The 15,609-nt window shown below is 41.5% G+C and carries 14 protein-coding genes; all 14 read right to left on the reverse strand.

Features of this window, described 5'->3' with window-relative positions:
- Nucleotides 1–196 precede the first annotated feature (196 nt).
- The 14 genes from trpS to NFR29_RS06570 all read right to left on the reverse strand — a co-directional run bounded on the left by trpS (nt 197) and on the right by NFR29_RS06570 (nt 15,477).
- A complete protein-coding gene (gene trpS, locus NFR29_RS06505; RefSeq protein WP_251424708.1) occupies nt 197–1,183 on the reverse strand; it encodes a tryptophan--tRNA ligase in 987 nt (328 codons plus the stop codon).
- A gap of 128 nt (nt 1,184–1,311) precedes the next feature.
- A complete protein-coding gene (gene glmS, locus NFR29_RS06510) occupies nt 1,312–3,144 on the reverse strand; it encodes a glutamine--fructose-6-phosphate transaminase (isomerizing) (RefSeq protein WP_251424710.1) in 1,833 nt (610 codons plus the stop codon).
- A gap of 382 nt (nt 3,145–3,526) precedes the next feature.
- Nucleotides 3,527–4,879, reverse strand: a complete 1,353-nt coding sequence (glmM, locus tag NFR29_RS06515) for a phosphoglucosamine mutase (RefSeq protein ID WP_251424713.1) — start codon at nt 4,877–4,879, stop codon at nt 3,527–3,529.
- A 36-nt stretch (nt 4,880–4,915) separates the two neighbouring features.
- Entirely contained in the window at nt 4,916–6,517 is a 1,602-nt protein-coding gene (locus NFR29_RS06520) for an NAD(P)/FAD-dependent oxidoreductase (RefSeq protein ID WP_251424715.1), read from the reverse strand.
- 66 nt (nt 6,518–6,583) lie between these two features.
- A complete protein-coding gene (locus NFR29_RS06525; RefSeq protein WP_251424717.1) occupies nt 6,584–7,504 on the reverse strand; it encodes a CdaR family protein in 921 nt (306 codons plus the stop codon).
- On the reverse strand, nt 7,501–8,313 hold the full coding sequence (gene cdaA / locus NFR29_RS06530) for a diadenylate cyclase CdaA (protein WP_251424719.1): 813 nt from the start codon (nt 8,311–8,313) through the stop codon (nt 7,501–7,503). Before cdaA ends, NFR29_RS06525 begins: the two co-directional genes overlap by 4 nt.
- 161 nt (nt 8,314–8,474) lie before the next feature.
- Entirely contained in the window at nt 8,475–8,789 is a 315-nt protein-coding gene (locus NFR29_RS06535; RefSeq protein ID WP_251424721.1) for an XdhC family protein, read from the reverse strand.
- Nucleotides 8,779–9,507, reverse strand: coding sequence for an XdhC family protein (locus NFR29_RS06540; RefSeq protein ID WP_251424820.1), 729 nt, complete (start codon nt 9,505–9,507; stop codon nt 8,779–8,781). Before NFR29_RS06540 ends, NFR29_RS06535 begins: the two co-directional genes overlap by 11 nt.
- The gene (gene yqeB / locus NFR29_RS06545) at nt 9,491–10,303 is read right to left on the reverse strand and encodes a selenium-dependent molybdenum cofactor biosynthesis protein YqeB (RefSeq protein WP_251424722.1); all 813 of its coding nucleotides are present in this window, start codon (nt 10,301–10,303) and stop codon (nt 9,491–9,493) included. Before yqeB ends, NFR29_RS06540 begins: the two co-directional genes overlap by 17 nt.
- A complete protein-coding gene (locus tag NFR29_RS06550; protein WP_420908281.1) occupies nt 10,300–11,085 on the reverse strand; it encodes a nucleotidyltransferase family protein in 786 nt (261 codons plus the stop codon). Before NFR29_RS06550 ends, yqeB begins: the two co-directional genes overlap by 4 nt.
- A gap of 15 nt (nt 11,086–11,100) precedes the next feature.
- Nucleotides 11,101–11,859 (reverse strand): selenium cofactor biosynthesis protein YqeC, encoded by a 759-nt coding sequence (gene yqeC, locus NFR29_RS06555; RefSeq protein WP_251424726.1) that lies wholly within the window; start codon nt 11,857–11,859, stop codon nt 11,101–11,103.
- 89 nt (nt 11,860–11,948) lie between these two features.
- Nucleotides 11,949–14,243, reverse strand: coding sequence for a xanthine dehydrogenase family protein molybdopterin-binding subunit (locus NFR29_RS06560; protein ID WP_338146906.1), 2,295 nt, complete (start codon nt 14,241–14,243; stop codon nt 11,949–11,951).
- The gene (locus NFR29_RS06565; protein WP_251424731.1) at nt 14,243–14,695 is read right to left on the reverse strand and encodes a (2Fe-2S)-binding protein; all 453 of its coding nucleotides are present in this window, start codon (nt 14,693–14,695) and stop codon (nt 14,243–14,245) included. Before NFR29_RS06565 ends, NFR29_RS06560 begins: the two co-directional genes overlap by 1 nt.
- Entirely contained in the window at nt 14,695–15,477 is a 783-nt protein-coding gene (locus tag NFR29_RS06570) for an FAD binding domain-containing protein (RefSeq protein WP_251424733.1), read from the reverse strand. The genes NFR29_RS06565 and NFR29_RS06570 overlap by 1 nt, the downstream gene beginning before the upstream one ends.
- Nucleotides 15,478–15,609: the final 132 nt, after the last annotated feature.

The following is a 15,609-nucleotide window of genomic DNA, read 5'->3' on the forward strand; positions in this document are numbered from 1 at the left end:
CTTATTTTTTTTGCAAAAAAATAATGTTGGTTGTGCCACCTTGATGGTGACACCCCAACATTTATTATAGAACCTTTATTCATCATATTCCCTTATATTTTACCATCTAAATAGAAGATCGACCTTACTATAAAAATAGCACCAATCACATAAGTGATTGGTGCTAAATGAATTATTCAGGCAAATACAAAACCTATTATTTACGACGCAACCCCATGGCTTGAATAACTTTGCCATACATAATGCTCGCTTTCGCTTGCGCTTTCGCTGCACCTTCATCGAGAATGCTATCTAATTCAGGGCTTTCAATGAGTTCATGATAGCGTTGTTGCAATGGTTCCAACACTGATACGACTAAATCAGCAATATCGGATTTAAAAGCACCATAGCCTTTACCAGCATACATGTCTTCGATAGCTTCATAGCTATCTTTTGTAATAGCTCGGTAAATGCCCATCAAATTAGAAATACCTGGTTTGTTTTCTTTATCAAAGCGAACAGCGTTATCTGAATCGGTTTGCGCTCGTTTTAATTTTTTAATGATTTGATCTGGCGTATCTAGTAATCGAATGGTGGCATTTTGGTTTTCATCAGATTTACTCATTTTTTTAGTCGGTTCTTGTAAGCTCATAATGCGAGCGCCACCTTCAGATATTTTAATATCTGGCACGACGAAAGTTTCACCAAATCGACGGTTAAAACGTTCTGCCAAATCGCGAGTCAATTCCATATGCTGCTTTTGATCATCCCCTACTGGCACATAGTTTGTACCGTATAGTAAGATATCCGCCGCCATCAACGGTGGGTACGTTAACAAAGCAGTAGGAATAGATTCCCCTTGTTTTTGCGCTTTGTCTTTATATTGTGTCATCCGCTCTAGTTCACCTACATAGCTAATAGACTGCATAATCCAGCCTAATTGTACATGTTCTGGTACTTCTGATTGGACGAATAGAGTTACTTTCTTAGGGTCGAGACCAGCTGCTAAGTAAATAGCCGCTAAGCTGCGCGTATTGTGCAACAATTCTTTTGGATCTTGTGGCACTGTAATAGCATGTTGATTAACAATACAATAGTAACATTCATCACTATCTTGGTAATCTAAGAAATTACGTAGCGCCCCTAGATAATTACCTAAGGTCAACTCCCCACTCGGTTGAATGCCGGAAAAAATAACAGACATAATAAACTCCTATCAGACGACATATTACATTGCATGTCCAGTCAAATTATATGGATATCCTGTAATCATTCCTATAAAGAATAGATAGTATCTCATGAAAGATACATAGTGTACGGGATATTTATTAACTACTCTACAGTAACAGATTTCGCTAAGTTACGTGGTTTATCAACATCAGCACCGCGTGTAATAGCTGCATAATAAGCTAATAATTGCAACGGTACAACTGCTAAAATAGGAGCGATGAATTTATTGGCACGAGGCACATAAATGGTATGGTCTACGTGTTTCGATAATTCTTCGTCACCTTTCATGCCGATACCGATAACAACAGCTTCACGAGCTTTTACTTCGCGAATATTACTGATCATTTTATCGTATACATCTTCTTGTGTAGCTAGAGCAATAACTGGTACGCCTTCCTCAATAAGAGCTAATGTACCATGTTTCAATTCACCGCCAGCGTATGCTTCTGCGTGGATGTAGGAAATCTCTTTCAATTTCAAAGAACCTTCCATTGCTACAGCATAATCAATGCCACGACCTAAGAAGAAAGCATCAGATTTGAAGCCATAATGTTTAGCAAAGGCTTTCATTTCTTCGTCTACTTCGAAAATTTCGTGAATCAAGTTTGGTAATTCTTTCACACCTGCTAAGATATCAGCGCCTACAGCAGAGTCCATTTTGCCATTTAATTGACCAATGTACACAGCTAACAATAGACCTGCTACTAATTGTGTTGTATACGCTTTTGTGGACGCTACAGAAATTTCTGGACCAGCCCAAGTATATACAGTTTGGTCTGCTTCACGAGAAATACTAGAGCCTACCACATTAGTAATAGCCAAGGATTTAGCGCCTAAACGTTTAGCTTCTTTTAACGCTGCCAATGTATCCGATGTTTCACCAGATTGGCTAATAACGATACACAATGTTTTATCATCTGTTAATGGATCGCTATAACGATATTCAGAAGCGATTTCCACATCTACTGGAATACGTGCTAACTTCTCGATATATTGTTTCGTTACAAGACCTGCATGGTATGCAGTACCGCAAGCAACGATAAGGATTTTATTGAAAGCCGCTACATCTTCTGCAGTCCAGTTTAATTCTTCAAAGACAACTGTTTTACCGTCTTCAGAAATATGCGTACCAAATGTATCGCGTACTGCTTTAGGTTGGTCATGAATTTCTTTCAACATGAAATGTTCATAACCGCCTTTTTCAGCAGCCTCTGCATTCCATGTTACATGGTAAATTTCTTTATCTACTGGATTGCCGTTGCGATCAGATATGGCTACGCTATCACGCGTTACGATAGCTAATTCACCATCGTTTAAAATATATGTATCCCGCGTGTAATTGATGATAGCTGGAATATCGGAGGCAATGAAGTTTTCCCCTTTTCCTAAACCGATAACTAATGGATTTTCTTTTTTCGTACAAATAATTTTATCTGGTTCATCACTGCAGATAATGCCTAATGCATACGCACCGTCAACACGGTCGAGCATACGACGTACAGTACCTACAAAGTCACCATCGTACATATCCGCTAATAAATGCGCTACTACTTCTGTATCTGTTTCAGATTTGAATTCGTAACCTTTCGCGATTAATTCTTCTTTTAAAGGCATATAGTTTTCAATGATACCATTGTGTACTACAGCAAATTTATGATCTTCACTAGCATGTGGGTGCGAATTCATATCAGATGGACGACCATGCGTAGCCCAACGAGTATGACCAATACCTACAGTTCCTGGATTTGGATCTGCTTTCACAATAGCCGCTAAATTAGATAAACGACCTACCTTTTTCTGAATCTTAATGACATTATCAGCACCGATAACAGCAATACCGGCAGAATCATAACCGCGGTATTCTAATTTTTCCATACCGTCCAACAAGAAATCAGATGCTTCATTAAAACCGATGTATCCTACGATACCACACATATTATATCCTCCTATATAGGGGCCTTACGCCCCAGTCGAAAGCACTAAGGCTGTACTATTAATTCTAAGTTCACTCAAATACCTTTTGTCTCCCCTCTTACCAGAGGCCTTTTTAGTATTTGTTACGACATGAACATGCCGGAAGAGCATCCGCTGATTACTCGACAACTCTTCTCCTCGTCTACCCTTACGACTGCCCTCGAGGGTACATGCGCTATTCGCCTTTACGAATTAGGAACTCCTTTCTGTTATATATGGCAGATGTATAGTGAAAGCTATACTAACTTATATTATACTAAATCTGTCAATACAAATACAAATGCTTGGCCCTACGAATAGGACCAAGCATTTTCTATATATACTATTGTAGCGCTATTAGATATTACTCCGCCAATCCTTGCTCTCTACCGATAATATCAGCAATTTCTTGCGTCAACGCTTGTAACTCATCTAAACGAGGGCCTTCAGCCATAACACGGATAAGTGGTTCTGTACCAGAAGCGCGAACAAGAACGCGGCCTTCATCGCCAAGTTCTCCTTCTGCTGTAACGATAGCCGCTTTGATAATATCATTGCTATCCCAACCTGTTTTTGTAGCTACGCGTACATTAATAAGAACTTGTGGGTATTTCGTCATAATACTCGCTAATTCAGACAATGGTTTTCCTTTTTCTTTCACCAATGCTGCCACTTGTACGGCCGTGAGCATACCATCGCCAGTAGTATTATAATCTAAGAAAATGACGTGACCAGATTGTTCACCACCGATAGAAAGATTATGTTCTCGCATATATTCCAATACATAGCGGTCACCAACTGCGGTAGACACTGTTTTCATACCTAATTCTTCAGCTGCTTTGTGAAAGCCAATATTACTCATAACAGTACCGACGATAGTGTCTTCTTTGAGCTTACCTTCTTCTTTCAATTTCAACGCACAAAGGAGCATGATTTGGTCGCCATCAAGGATATCTCCGTTTTCGTCTACCAATAAGCAGCGATCCGCATCACCATCATTAGCAATACCTAAATCAGCCTTATGCGCTTTCACAGCCTCTTGTAAACCTTCGAGATGTGTAGATCCACATTGACGATTAATATTTTGTCCATCTGGGCCAATATTGATAGCAATTACATTGGCACCTAGACCAGTTAAAATATCTGGACCGATGGCAGAAGCAGCACCATTAGCACCATCGTATACAATGGTTAGTCCTTCTAAGCTAGTTTGCACCGTACTACGTACAAATTCACCGTAATGACGCACTAAGTCCATTTTTACTTCAATAGTCCCGATACCATCACCCGTAGGGCGAGGCAATTCATTATTAGCACTTTCATGTACATAGGCTTCTAATTGATCTTCCACATCATCAGGCAATTTAAAACCATTTCCATCAAAGAATTTAATACCATTATCAGGAAATGGATTATGAGAGGCAGAAATCATAACCCCTGCATCAAAACCTTCTGTCCGCACAAGATAAGCCACTGCTGGTGTTGGAAGGGTTCCTGCCATCACAACATTACCACCAGCTGCACAAATACCAGCTGCTATCGCACTTTCAAGCATAGGGCTAGAAATACGCGTATCAGATCCTACTAAAAATGTAGGTTTCTCTTTTTCTTTGCCAAAATACGTTGCCCCTGCACGACCTAAATGATAAGCCAGCTCAGGCGTCAGGAATTCATTTACTACACCACGCACTCCATCGGTGCCAAATAATCGAGCCATAGGATCCTCCATACTATATACGATTAAACTTATTTACTATTCTACAGGTTGACTATAAATACCCATACAAGCAATGGCTGTTTCCGCTCCATCAAGAGCAGCACTCATAATACCACCAGCATAACCTGCCCCTTCGCCCATAGGATATAATCCATGTACGGTTGGAGACATGCGCTGTTCATTGCGACCGATACGAAGCGGTGCAGACGTTCTCGTTTCAACGCCAGTCATACAGATATCATTACCATCAAAACCTTTAATACGGCGCCCCCAATAGGGAAGCGCTCGCTCTAACACGTCAGATACAAAGTCTGGTAAGCATCGATGTAAATCTGCTCGTACAATTTGCGGCTCATAGCTATGTACGCTATCGTCTACATCTTTATCGCTTATATGACCGAGGAAACAGCCTACAGTCTGAGCTGGCGCATTAAAATTAGAGCCACCTAACTCATAAGCTTTTCGCTCCCACTCTCGTTGGAAAGCAACGCCATCTAACGGATGATTTCCAAAATCATCTGGCCCTACATTGACCACAATAGCACTATTAGCTACACCACTATCACGAGCATATAGACTCATACCGTTTGTAACGACACCACCCTGCTCAGACGCAGACGCTACTACTTGTCCTCCAGGGCACATGCAGAAACTATAAGCAGTACGACCTGTTTCTTTATCATGATACACCAACGAATATTCTGCTGCACCAAGGCCTAAGCTTTCTGGTTCTACACCGTATTGAGAATGGTCGATAAGCGATTGTGGATGCTCGATGCGAACACCAATAGCAAAAGGCTTTGCTTCCATATCTATGCCGCGCTTATGGAACATTTCATAGGTATCACGAGCACTATGGCCTATGCCAGAGAGCACTACAGTAGTATCAATACGCTCGGACCCATTCACCTCAACCCCTACAATGCGGTCATTTTCTATGAACAAATCGCTTACTTTTGCGCCGAATCGCACTTCACCGCCCCACTGGATAATGCGTTCTCGCATGGCTTTTACCATATGACGCAATTTATCAGTCCCTACATGAGGTTTATGCTTATATAGGATTTCTTCTGGCGCTCCAAATTCGACGAAATATTTAGAGATTTCATGTAATCGTGGATGTGTAATGCGAGTCGTCAATTTCCCATCAGAAAACGTGCCTGCTCCACCTTCGCCAAATTGTACATTCGATTCTTCTTTGAAAGCCCCCGTCTTCCAAAATGTTTCGACATCATGGCTTCGGGTATCTACATCTTGGCCTCGTTCTAAGACGATAGGCTTATACCCTTCACGAGCCAAGTAAAAAGCCGCCAACATACCAGCTGGACCAAACCCCATGACAACAGGTCGATGGGCTAATGGTACTTTACCATGTACAATTGGTTCCGGATCTTCTGGCGTAAAAAGGGATATATCTTTATGTTTGCCCAGTTTTTTCATAATCTGTGCTTCGTTGCGGGCTTCCACAAACAGTGTATAGACAAAGACGATATTCGGTTTTTTCCGCGCATCTACGGCACGGCGCACGACGTGCACTGCTTCAATGTGCCCTCTAAATTGAGGGTATTTCTTTTCAACGATGTCTTCGATGCTGGATTGTACAGTAACAGCAACGCGAAGATTAATAATTCTAATCATAGTGTTTCCTTTCATAGGAATATCCATGAGGAATGACCTCATGGATATGCTATGGATATATGGAATTTATTCCGCTTTTCTAGCGATTTCAATTTTAACTTGTACTGTTGTAGTTCTGCTCGTAATACCATCAGGGAATACAATATTGTAAGCCCCTGTGATGGTAGTTGTAGCATTGGACACATCAATATCTTCTGTTCTAATATCAATCACGCTATCTACCACTTCGGCACGACCAGAAATAGTCAACTGTGTTGGTGTTACAGTAATACTTTTAATTTCGTAACCTTCTGGCACATCTCCTACTGTCGCCACTGTCACAGGAAGAGCCTTCTCTTTACGCAAGAAGTTCAATTCGTATTGCGCTTGTCCAATAGCAGGCGTAGTATGAACATTTAAGATATTACCATTAGCATCCCATGTTTCCAGATCTTCTACGGTGCTAAAGTTCTCTGTTCTACCTTCTGTATTGACTTTCATAATCACCCGTGCTGCGGCCATAACTTGTTGTTTACGGCCCGATACAGTCACTTCTTTTGGAATGATAGTTACCGATTTAAGAGCAATATCATCTGGCCACTTACCAACAGGTACGATTTCTACAGGCAATGTTTTTTCTGCGTATTCATCGACTTGCAGCGTAATGTTTTCAGGTCGAAGATTCGTCACTGTCATACCTGCCGGAGGAGTAAACTGAATGGTTACGTTATTTTGACCTACCCCTACACCAGAGGCATCAATATAAGCTTTCAAATGATCTTCCCTCATAGAAATAATCGTGTCCCGTGGGCCACTCAAAGTAACACGCACCACTTCTGGCGCATCTTCAACAATGTAGTTAGATGCCAAATTTTGAATTTGTACTGGCACCGTATAGGATACATCCATCACTGGGTTTTGATCACGCATAATGAAAAACCACATGACGATAGCCATTAAGAGGGATAAAATTTTCGCAACCCAATTGCGTTTGAAATGTTTCATCATTTTTTACGCCCCCATTTCCATTTGCTAGTAATATTTTGACGAGGACGTTCCATAAATGTACGAAGAGCCTCTTTAATTTGATCTTCTGGAAGATGACGGTAAATATGACCGCCATACGTATACGAAATCGTTCCTGTTTCTTCACTAACAACGATAACCACCGCATCTGTTTGTTCTGTCAAACCGATAGCAGCGCGATGACGAGTCCCCAATTCAGTACTCAATGTACGGTCTTCCGTTAATGGCAACAAACAGCCAGCTGCTTGAATGCGACCATTGCGGATAATCATAGCGCCATCGTGAAGTGGTGTACTAGGAACGAAAATATTTTTAATCAATTCTCGACTGACTACGGCATCAACAAGAATACCTGTATCGATAAAGTCATTGAGTCCGACTTCCCGTTCAAATACGATGAGAGCCCCTGTATTTTCTCTGGACATGGCTTTAGCCGCAGACATGACTTCGTCGATAACAAGGTCCATTTCTTCGTCATTAACGTTTTGTGCTTTCGAGAAAATACGACCTCGCCCTAATTGCTCTAAAGCACGGCGCAATTCTGGTTGGAATACGACTGGTAAGGCAAAGAGGAGAACTGTCATCCCTTGTTGTAGAATCCAGTTAATTACGTATAGATTCAACACATGACTGATTAAATTGAGAATACTTAACATAAGTAAGCCCTTTAACAACGATACGGCCCGCGTATCTTTGAGGAGCTTGTACATATAGTAAATACCAATAGCTACAGTGATGATATCGATAACATCCAACACCCTAAAGGTATGTATAAGCGATTGAAAATGCATAGGTATCTCCTTGCAAAATAAATAAGGTACAGCCTCATTAGCTGTACCTTATATTTTATCGTATTTTATTAGTACTGTAAATTATAAAACTATTTTGAATACTATCATTCTGATAAGAAACCTTCAGAATATATTGTAATATCACTCATCTATGATATCAATTACACATTTTGTGTTTCGATCCATACATCCATACGGCCGCCACAAACCATACCTTCTTTAACGGCTACGTCATCATTTAATAAGACCTCGATGCGGCGATGTTTTTCTTTTTTTTCGATAGAGTCCACCGCGCTCAAGCGAATTTCATTTTCTGCACGCCCTCCACCAATAGTACCAAAGATGGATCCATCAGGAAACACAACCATAGATACACCTGCTTTACGCGGTGTAGATCCATTCGTTTTAAGGATAGTGGCCACTGCCAAGGTCTCATCTTGTCGGGCACTTAAATACTCTACAAACTCACGATTCATGGTTCACTCTCCCTTTCCGTAAAAACTGACCTTTTTTACCTCGTACAACAGCTAAATATTCACTTACAATAGACAGCGCAATTTCCTCTGGTGTTTGAGCCCCTAAATCAAGACCAATGGGCGCATAAATCATATCCAGCTCTTCTTGCGTCCACCCTTGAGCTTTCAAATTTTCCAATGCGTAGTGCACTCGTTGTTGACTGCCCATTACCCCCATATAGGTAGGTAATTGTTCACGCAATTGATCTAAGGCAGCATTATCAAACTCATGAGCTCTCGTAACGACAATAAAGCCATTATATTCATTAAGGTCTAAAGCATCTTTAAAATTATCTAACGGTAAACATTTACGCGTTACTCGAGAATCGAAAAATTCAGGTACCACATATTCTGGTCGATCATCTACAACAGTAACACGGCATCCAATAAATAAAAGTAAATCAGTAATGGCACGACTTACATGCCCAGCGCCAAGTACTAATACAGAAGGATCTTTTTCCACTGGCTGTACGAAACATTCTACACCTTCTAATAGACATAAAGCATTCGGTTTTACATCAGCTATGGAAAAACCCTCTACAGCTTCACCATATAATACTTCGCCAGCTTCGCTGTAAATCGTTTTATCCCCTTCTCTAGGCCCCGATAAAATAGTGACCATATAGGTTTGTTCTACCACTTGCAATCGGGATTTCATAATATCATATATAGTTTCCATCTCGATTCCTTTCATTGTCCCAAGCCGTTACAGCTTCTAAGACACCGCCACCAACAGCAAGAGATTTATCTGAAATACTATAACAATGTGCTTCTTCACAACGAGCATCCACATCGGCTAATTTAAAATGGTCTGTTACCATGAGACCACTCTTCAATATGCCTCGTAAGATGCCAGTAATCTTAGCCCGCACCGGTTCATCATCGACATAACCAATCACTTCATTGGCTTGTACAGAATCACCGATATGTCGTTTAGCAGTAAATAGACCGGCTTTTGGTGAATGGATGACCCGCTCATGAGTGTAGCCCCCTACATTGCCAGGAATGCCCGTATTAGGTTCTGCTTCTCCGTCGTAAATACAACGTCCTAAATAATGTCCACGCATCGTTTCAATGACAACATTAACATCTTCGCCAGCTTTAAATCCTGGTCCAATACCAATCACAAAAGGCGCATCTAAGCGGTTTGTTCCTACATTGCGTTTTGCCAAAATACCTTCTACTACAATATCTGGTTTAATAGTATCCAACAATTCTTCGTAAGAACAAGTCACTACAGGAATAATCCCTTTTGCTAAGGTTTCATGTATATCTTCTAGCGACACATGCCGCGCAACTAATCGTTCTAAAATCATTTCGCCTATATGAACGGCATTGCCATAACATACTTCGCGACGAATCATCGTAGGTATGGCGATTTCATTGATCACTACAGGATATCCTGCTCGCCACAATCGATATACAGCGCCGGACGCAATATCGCCGCCACCGCGCATGAGTACTAATGGTTTCATACATCCTCGCTTTCACGATTACGAATACGCTGAAAGTCCTCCGGCGTATCTACATCGTCCCCAATATCATCAGAAATCCATACATATTGTACATATTCTTTTCCAGGGCCATGTATAATCGTTTTCCCTCCTTGGTCCCCTTCAATATGTCTTAACGCATCGAACCAGTAGGATCCAAATACAACAGGATTGCCTATTCTGCGCGAAGGACCATAAAGAGGAACTACAATGGAGCGACATAGTCCATCTCCATCGACTCTATTAGGATTGCTACGAAAAGTAGCAATTAATTGACGAACAACAATAGGTGTTAATAAAGGTTGGTCTGCTACAGAACAAAGAACTCCATCTAATGGGTCGTCCTGTTCTGCTACTAATCGCTCTACCCCCAATGCAATGGATGAACCTTGACCGTCTTCTGGTCGTTCATTACGGGTCACTAAAAATCCTTGTTCTTCTAATATAGATTGCATCGCTTGGCTATCGCAACGACCAATCACACCAATACAATACTTGTTTCTTTTACGATGATTAGAAAGGTCTCTGTTTATGGATTCTCCTTCTACGGACTGATGTTCCACAAATTGTTCTTCCATACTGCTTAACCATCCTTCGCGCAATGCGCGGCATACGGTATGAAGAACGGTTTTGCCTTTCCAAGGTAATAATTGTTTATTCACTCCCATTCGTTTTGATTGTCCAGCAGCAAGAAGGACAATGCCAACAGGAGAAACAAACGGTGAATGAGCGCTCCCAGTGGGAGCGCTTTCACGTAATTTCATGTCCATATACAATACCTAGCGACACTGGATAATGCGGCGAATTTCACAACTCGCCTTATATCCATCGGCTAAAACAATAGCGCTAATATCGCTATCCACTACATGTTCGATAAAACTTTCAATAATACGATGTTGTACCGTATCATAGCCAGTACAGAACAATATTTTCTTGCCTCGGCTATATTGAAATAAACCTTGCGGATGCGTTACGATTTGCGACAGCATATGAGGCGTTACGATAGCCCCTGTATCGCGATGTACAATGGATTGCACTAATTCAATATTGTGTACGTGTTCCTCATCCAATGGGGCTCCTAGCATTTGTAAATTAACGACACCAATGGTCGTTTTCGTCGTCTTTGGAATGACCGGCTCAGTCTCTTTTGGTGCTTTCAACCATTTTTCTCTAGCCCCATCTGCTTCGACAACGATTTGCCAATTTGGATGCAATGCACTCAAGCTATCAATAGTATCGCAATCTACAGAGTCTACCTTCGTCCCTGTGACACCGCTAAACCAAGCTCCGCAATAGCCCTTCAAGATCCGTTTTGTGCAATACTCATCAATTTCATTAATATTTGTAGCATACACAGGCTCATATTGAGCTACCTGGGATTCGTATAAATGAGTTGTCGTAGTTACTACGACAGGTTGCCCTTGTAGGCGTCCATATTCTACTAATTTTGACAAAACCGTCGTTTTACCGCCAGCCCCAACGAGAGCCACAATACCTGGGGAAATCAACCGATTCCAATACTGTGTTTGAGATACCATAGGAAACGCCTCCTTTATAGGATTGTAAAAGGACAACTCACCTCATGTGTACAAGTTAGAAGTATTCCCTTCCATAAAATGGAAAAGAACTATACTCTATATTTCTCGTCCATAGCCATAAATACCTTCTCTGGCGTCATAGGCAATGTACGAACATCGGCACCTACCGCATTTTTAACGGCATATTGAATTGCTGGGCAAGCCGTATTGATCACGACTTCACCAATCGATTTTACGCCGAAGCTGCCAGTCGGTTCATAAGACTCAACAAATTCTGTATGCAATTCCCCGGTATCTTGACGAGTTGGAATTTTATAAGTCATAAAATTGCTTGTTTCTAAGCGGCCTTTTTCGGAATAACGTACGTCTTCATAGAGAGCCATCCCAATACCTTGTACGACGCCGCCTTCCACTTGGACGCGACATAATTTAGGATTTACAAGAGTCCCTGCATCTACACAAGAGTAGAAATGCAATGGTATAACTTGTCCAGTTTGTTTATCTACTTTTACTTCTGCAATAGATGCCATAAATGGAGGTGGCGAAGTGTGGCTACCCCAAGTAGCAAAACCAGTTAACTGTTGCCCTTTATCGGCGCCAACCATCAATTGAGGAGCCATTTCTTTGACAGTCATTTGTTTAGAACCATCTTTCGTAACCCCTACAACACCATCAAATTCAATATCTTCTGGTTGCACTTCCATATAATAGGCTAATTTACCAATAATTTTTTCGCGCAACTCTTCTGCTGCCATACGCGCTGCTGTACCAGTTACATAGGTCGTACTAGAGGCGTAAGAACCTGGATCAAACGGTACAGAATCAGTATCAGATTCTACAACCGTTACATAGTCCATAGGACAGCCTAAAATTTCACAAACTATTTGTGAAAGTACTGTATTAGACCCCATCCCCATGTCAGAAGAACCCGTATAGATTGTATAGAATCCATCATCACCAAGACGCACTTCTACAGAAGCAACATCGATATTCGCTACCCCAGACCCTTGTAAAGCAAGAGCCATACCAAGACCACCGCGGTATCTTTCATCAATATCCCAACTATGAGGGCGTTCATCCCAACGAGCCATTTCTTTTACTTTATTAACGGTTTCTTGGAACAATCCAGAATCCATAATTTCGTCATCATGATACACCAAACTGCGCTCACCAGCAGCAATCAAGTTTTTTTGACGCAATTCTGCTGGATCCATTCCCATTTCATCAGCTAAACGGTTTACAGCACATTCTAAGGGCCACAATGCTTCTGTGGCACCATAACCACGGAAAGCCCCGCCTGGTGTATGATTCATATATACCCCTTCGGTACCATAATGAACTGCTTTCCCTTTATTGTACAAAGGTACGGACTTATGTTCACCAGCTGTAGTTGTAGTAAAGCAATGCGTTGCATGAGCCCCTGCATCAGTAATAGAGTCCATGTCAATAACTTGGATGATACCGTCTTTCGTAGCTCCTAAGCGGATATACCATTCACGAGCATGACGCGTAGTAGAACACGTTTGCGCTTCTGTGCGATCATACAATAAATACACCGGTTTTTGTAATTTCCAAGCACAGAAAGCAGTCATAATTTCTGTACACGCCGTTTGTTTAGATCCGAAACCACCGCCGATACGAGGTTTAATCACGCGTACTTTAGACGCTGGAATACCTAAAGCAAAGGCAATATGACGGCGGGCATGGAATACGATTTGTGTAGAACTAACAATGACGATACGACCTAAATGGTCAATATAACCGTAACTTTGGAACGGTTCCATCGCCGATTGGCGTGTCGCTTGGTCAAAATATGTCCCCTCTACGACATAGTCACATTTCGCCAATTCCCCGTCTACATCGCCTACCCGTTTATGGTAAGATACACAAATATTACGCTTATAATCTTGACCTACTGGAATATGGTTAAAAATATCGTCTTCTGGATGAACTATTGTTTCATGGTCAATAGCCGTACGCATATCGAGAACCGGTTTATGTACTTCGTACTCAACCTTAATAAGAGGCATCGCTTTTAACGCCGTGGCCTCATCTTTTGCAACGATTAATGCTACCTCATCACCTACATAACGAACTGTTTTTTCTAAAATCAACGTATCGTATGCAGATGGTTCAGGATAAGTTTGACCGGCTAAGGTAAATCGTGTAGTAGGTACATCTTCATAAGTGAAAATCGCTTCTACGCCAGGAATCAATTTAGCCTTCGATGTATCAATCGATTTAATAGTGGCTTGTGCGTGAGGGCTACGCAACACTTTAATAATGAGCGCATCTTTTGGCACAAAATCGCCAGTGTAAGAAGGTTTGCCACTTAAAATCCCTTTGGCATCGACTTTATCGTAAGACTTACCAACGTATTTCATCATAGACCTCCTTGTAAAAACTTGCGAACACCTCGTAATTGGGAGGCATAACCAGTACAACGGCAGAGGTTGCCAATTAAATATTCTCTAATTTCATCATCAGAAGCACTCGGATTTCTCCGTTTTAATGCAATGGCACTCATCATCATGCCTGTCGTACAGAATCCGCATTGATCGGCCCCTTCGGAGGCTAAACACTCTGCTAATAACGTAGCTTCTTCTTCCAAACCTTCAAGAGTCGTAATGTTGTGACCTGGCGCACGGAATGTAGGATATGCACAAGACAATGTAATTTCATCATCTACCCATACAGTACATAAACCGCAGTTTGTCGTATCACAGCCACAACGCACGCTGTAATACCCCAAATTCCGCAATGTAGTGAGCAACATTTCATCTGTCGGTACATTGACGGTGACATTTTTACCATTAATATGCAATACTAATTCCATTATTGTGCCACCTCCTTAACTAATCGTTGTACCATAGATTTCACCATTTCTACGCGATATTCCTTAGATGCATGAGAATTCTTTTGATACACTAATTCTTCCGATGCTAATTTCGCTGCTTCTGCTACGCCGTCCAATCCTTTTTCTGAAAGCAGAGCACTTGCCTTTGCTGCTAATTGAGGGGCTCCTGGACGAGTGCCAATATACAACTCGTAGGCATTTCCATCACGACGGATAGAACCTGTCAACACAGGGAAATCGCCTCGAGAAATGCGCAATGCCTCGATGGCAACAGGAACTTCTTTGTTAGGAATGCGGATTTCCATCAAAATATCTCGCTCTTTGTAACTCATATAGTCCTGCATAGACATACGGCCACCGTTAAAAGTAACAATATCTGCATGCACGGCTAATAAAGCAGGGATAATATCAGAAAAGCCAAATCGACTCGCTACGGAACCGCCCATAGTAGCCATATTTCTAAACTGTACACCAAGAATCTCTTTTACTCCATTGACTACAGCGCCACCACAGAATTGTTTTAGCGGTTCAAAACGTTCTACATCACCTTGTGTCGCCATAGCACCAATTACAAACTCATTGTCTTCTTCACGAACATAACGCAAATCAAGTCCTGCCATATCAATCACAGCAGGCCAAGTTCGACGCCCTAAGCGCAACCAGCATCCGCCAGCAAGCATAGGAGCAGTCTTGTTTTTTGTGGCCATTTCAAAGGCCTCTTCTACCGTCTTCGGTTGTAATACTTTCAAAAAGGCTAACATAATCTGTCCTCTCAATGGTATACTAAAAACAATTGACTTCGCGATGCACCAAATGAGTGTCACCGAGTACTGCGAGATGACCTATGGAATCATCTTATATATATACATTGTATCAATTATGAGATTTTAAAT

This window comes from Veillonella agrestimuris, from assembly GCF_943193065.1.
In the GTDB taxonomy this organism is placed as follows: domain Bacteria; phylum Bacillota; class Negativicutes; order Veillonellales; family Veillonellaceae; genus Veillonella; species Veillonella agrestimuris.

Excerpts from the sequence above, each read along its gene's own strand:
- trpS (WP_251424708.1), bottom strand. The coding sequence starts at position 1,183 with ATGTCTGTTATTTTTTCCGGCATTCAACCGAGTGGGGAGTTGACCTTA.
- glmS (WP_251424710.1), bottom strand. The coding sequence starts at position 3,144 with ATGTGTGGTATCGTAGGATACATCGGTTTTAATGAAGCATCTGATTTC.
- glmM (WP_251424713.1), bottom strand. The coding sequence starts at position 4,879 with ATGGCTCGATTATTTGGCACCGATGGAGTGCGTGGTGTAGTAAATGAA.
- NFR29_RS06520 (WP_251424715.1), bottom strand. The coding sequence starts at position 6,517 with ATGATTAGAATTATTAATCTTCGCGTTGCTGTTACTGTACAATCCAGC.
- NFR29_RS06525 (WP_251424717.1), bottom strand. The coding sequence starts at position 7,504 with ATGATGAAACATTTCAAACGCAATTGGGTTGCGAAAATTTTATCCCTC.
- cdaA (WP_251424719.1), bottom strand. The coding sequence starts at position 8,313 with ATGCATTTTCAATCGCTTATACATACCTTTAGGGTGTTGGATGTTATC.
- NFR29_RS06535 (WP_251424721.1), bottom strand. The coding sequence starts at position 8,789 with ATGAATCGTGAGTTTGTAGAGTATTTAAGTGCCCGACAAGATGAGACC.
- NFR29_RS06540 (WP_251424820.1), bottom strand. The coding sequence starts at position 9,507 with ATGGAAACTATATATGATATTATGAAATCCCGATTGCAAGTGGTAGAA.
- yqeB (WP_251424722.1), bottom strand. The coding sequence starts at position 10,303 with ATGAAACCATTAGTACTCATGCGCGGTGGCGGCGATATTGCGTCCGGC.
- NFR29_RS06550 (WP_420908281.1), bottom strand. The coding sequence starts at position 11,085 with ATGAAATTACGTGAAAGCGCTCCCACTGGGAGCGCTCATTCACCGTTT.
- yqeC (WP_251424726.1), bottom strand. The coding sequence starts at position 11,859 with ATGGTATCTCAAACACAGTATTGGAATCGGTTGATTTCCCCAGGTATT.
- NFR29_RS06560 (WP_338146906.1), bottom strand. The coding sequence starts at position 14,243 with ATGAAATACGTTGGTAAGTCTTACGATAAAGTCGATGCCAAAGGGATT.
- NFR29_RS06565 (WP_251424731.1), bottom strand. The coding sequence starts at position 14,695 with ATGGAATTAGTATTGCATATTAATGGTAAAAATGTCACCGTCAATGTA.
- NFR29_RS06570 (WP_251424733.1), bottom strand. The coding sequence starts at position 15,477 with ATGTTAGCCTTTTTGAAAGTATTACAACCGAAGACGGTAGAAGAGGCC.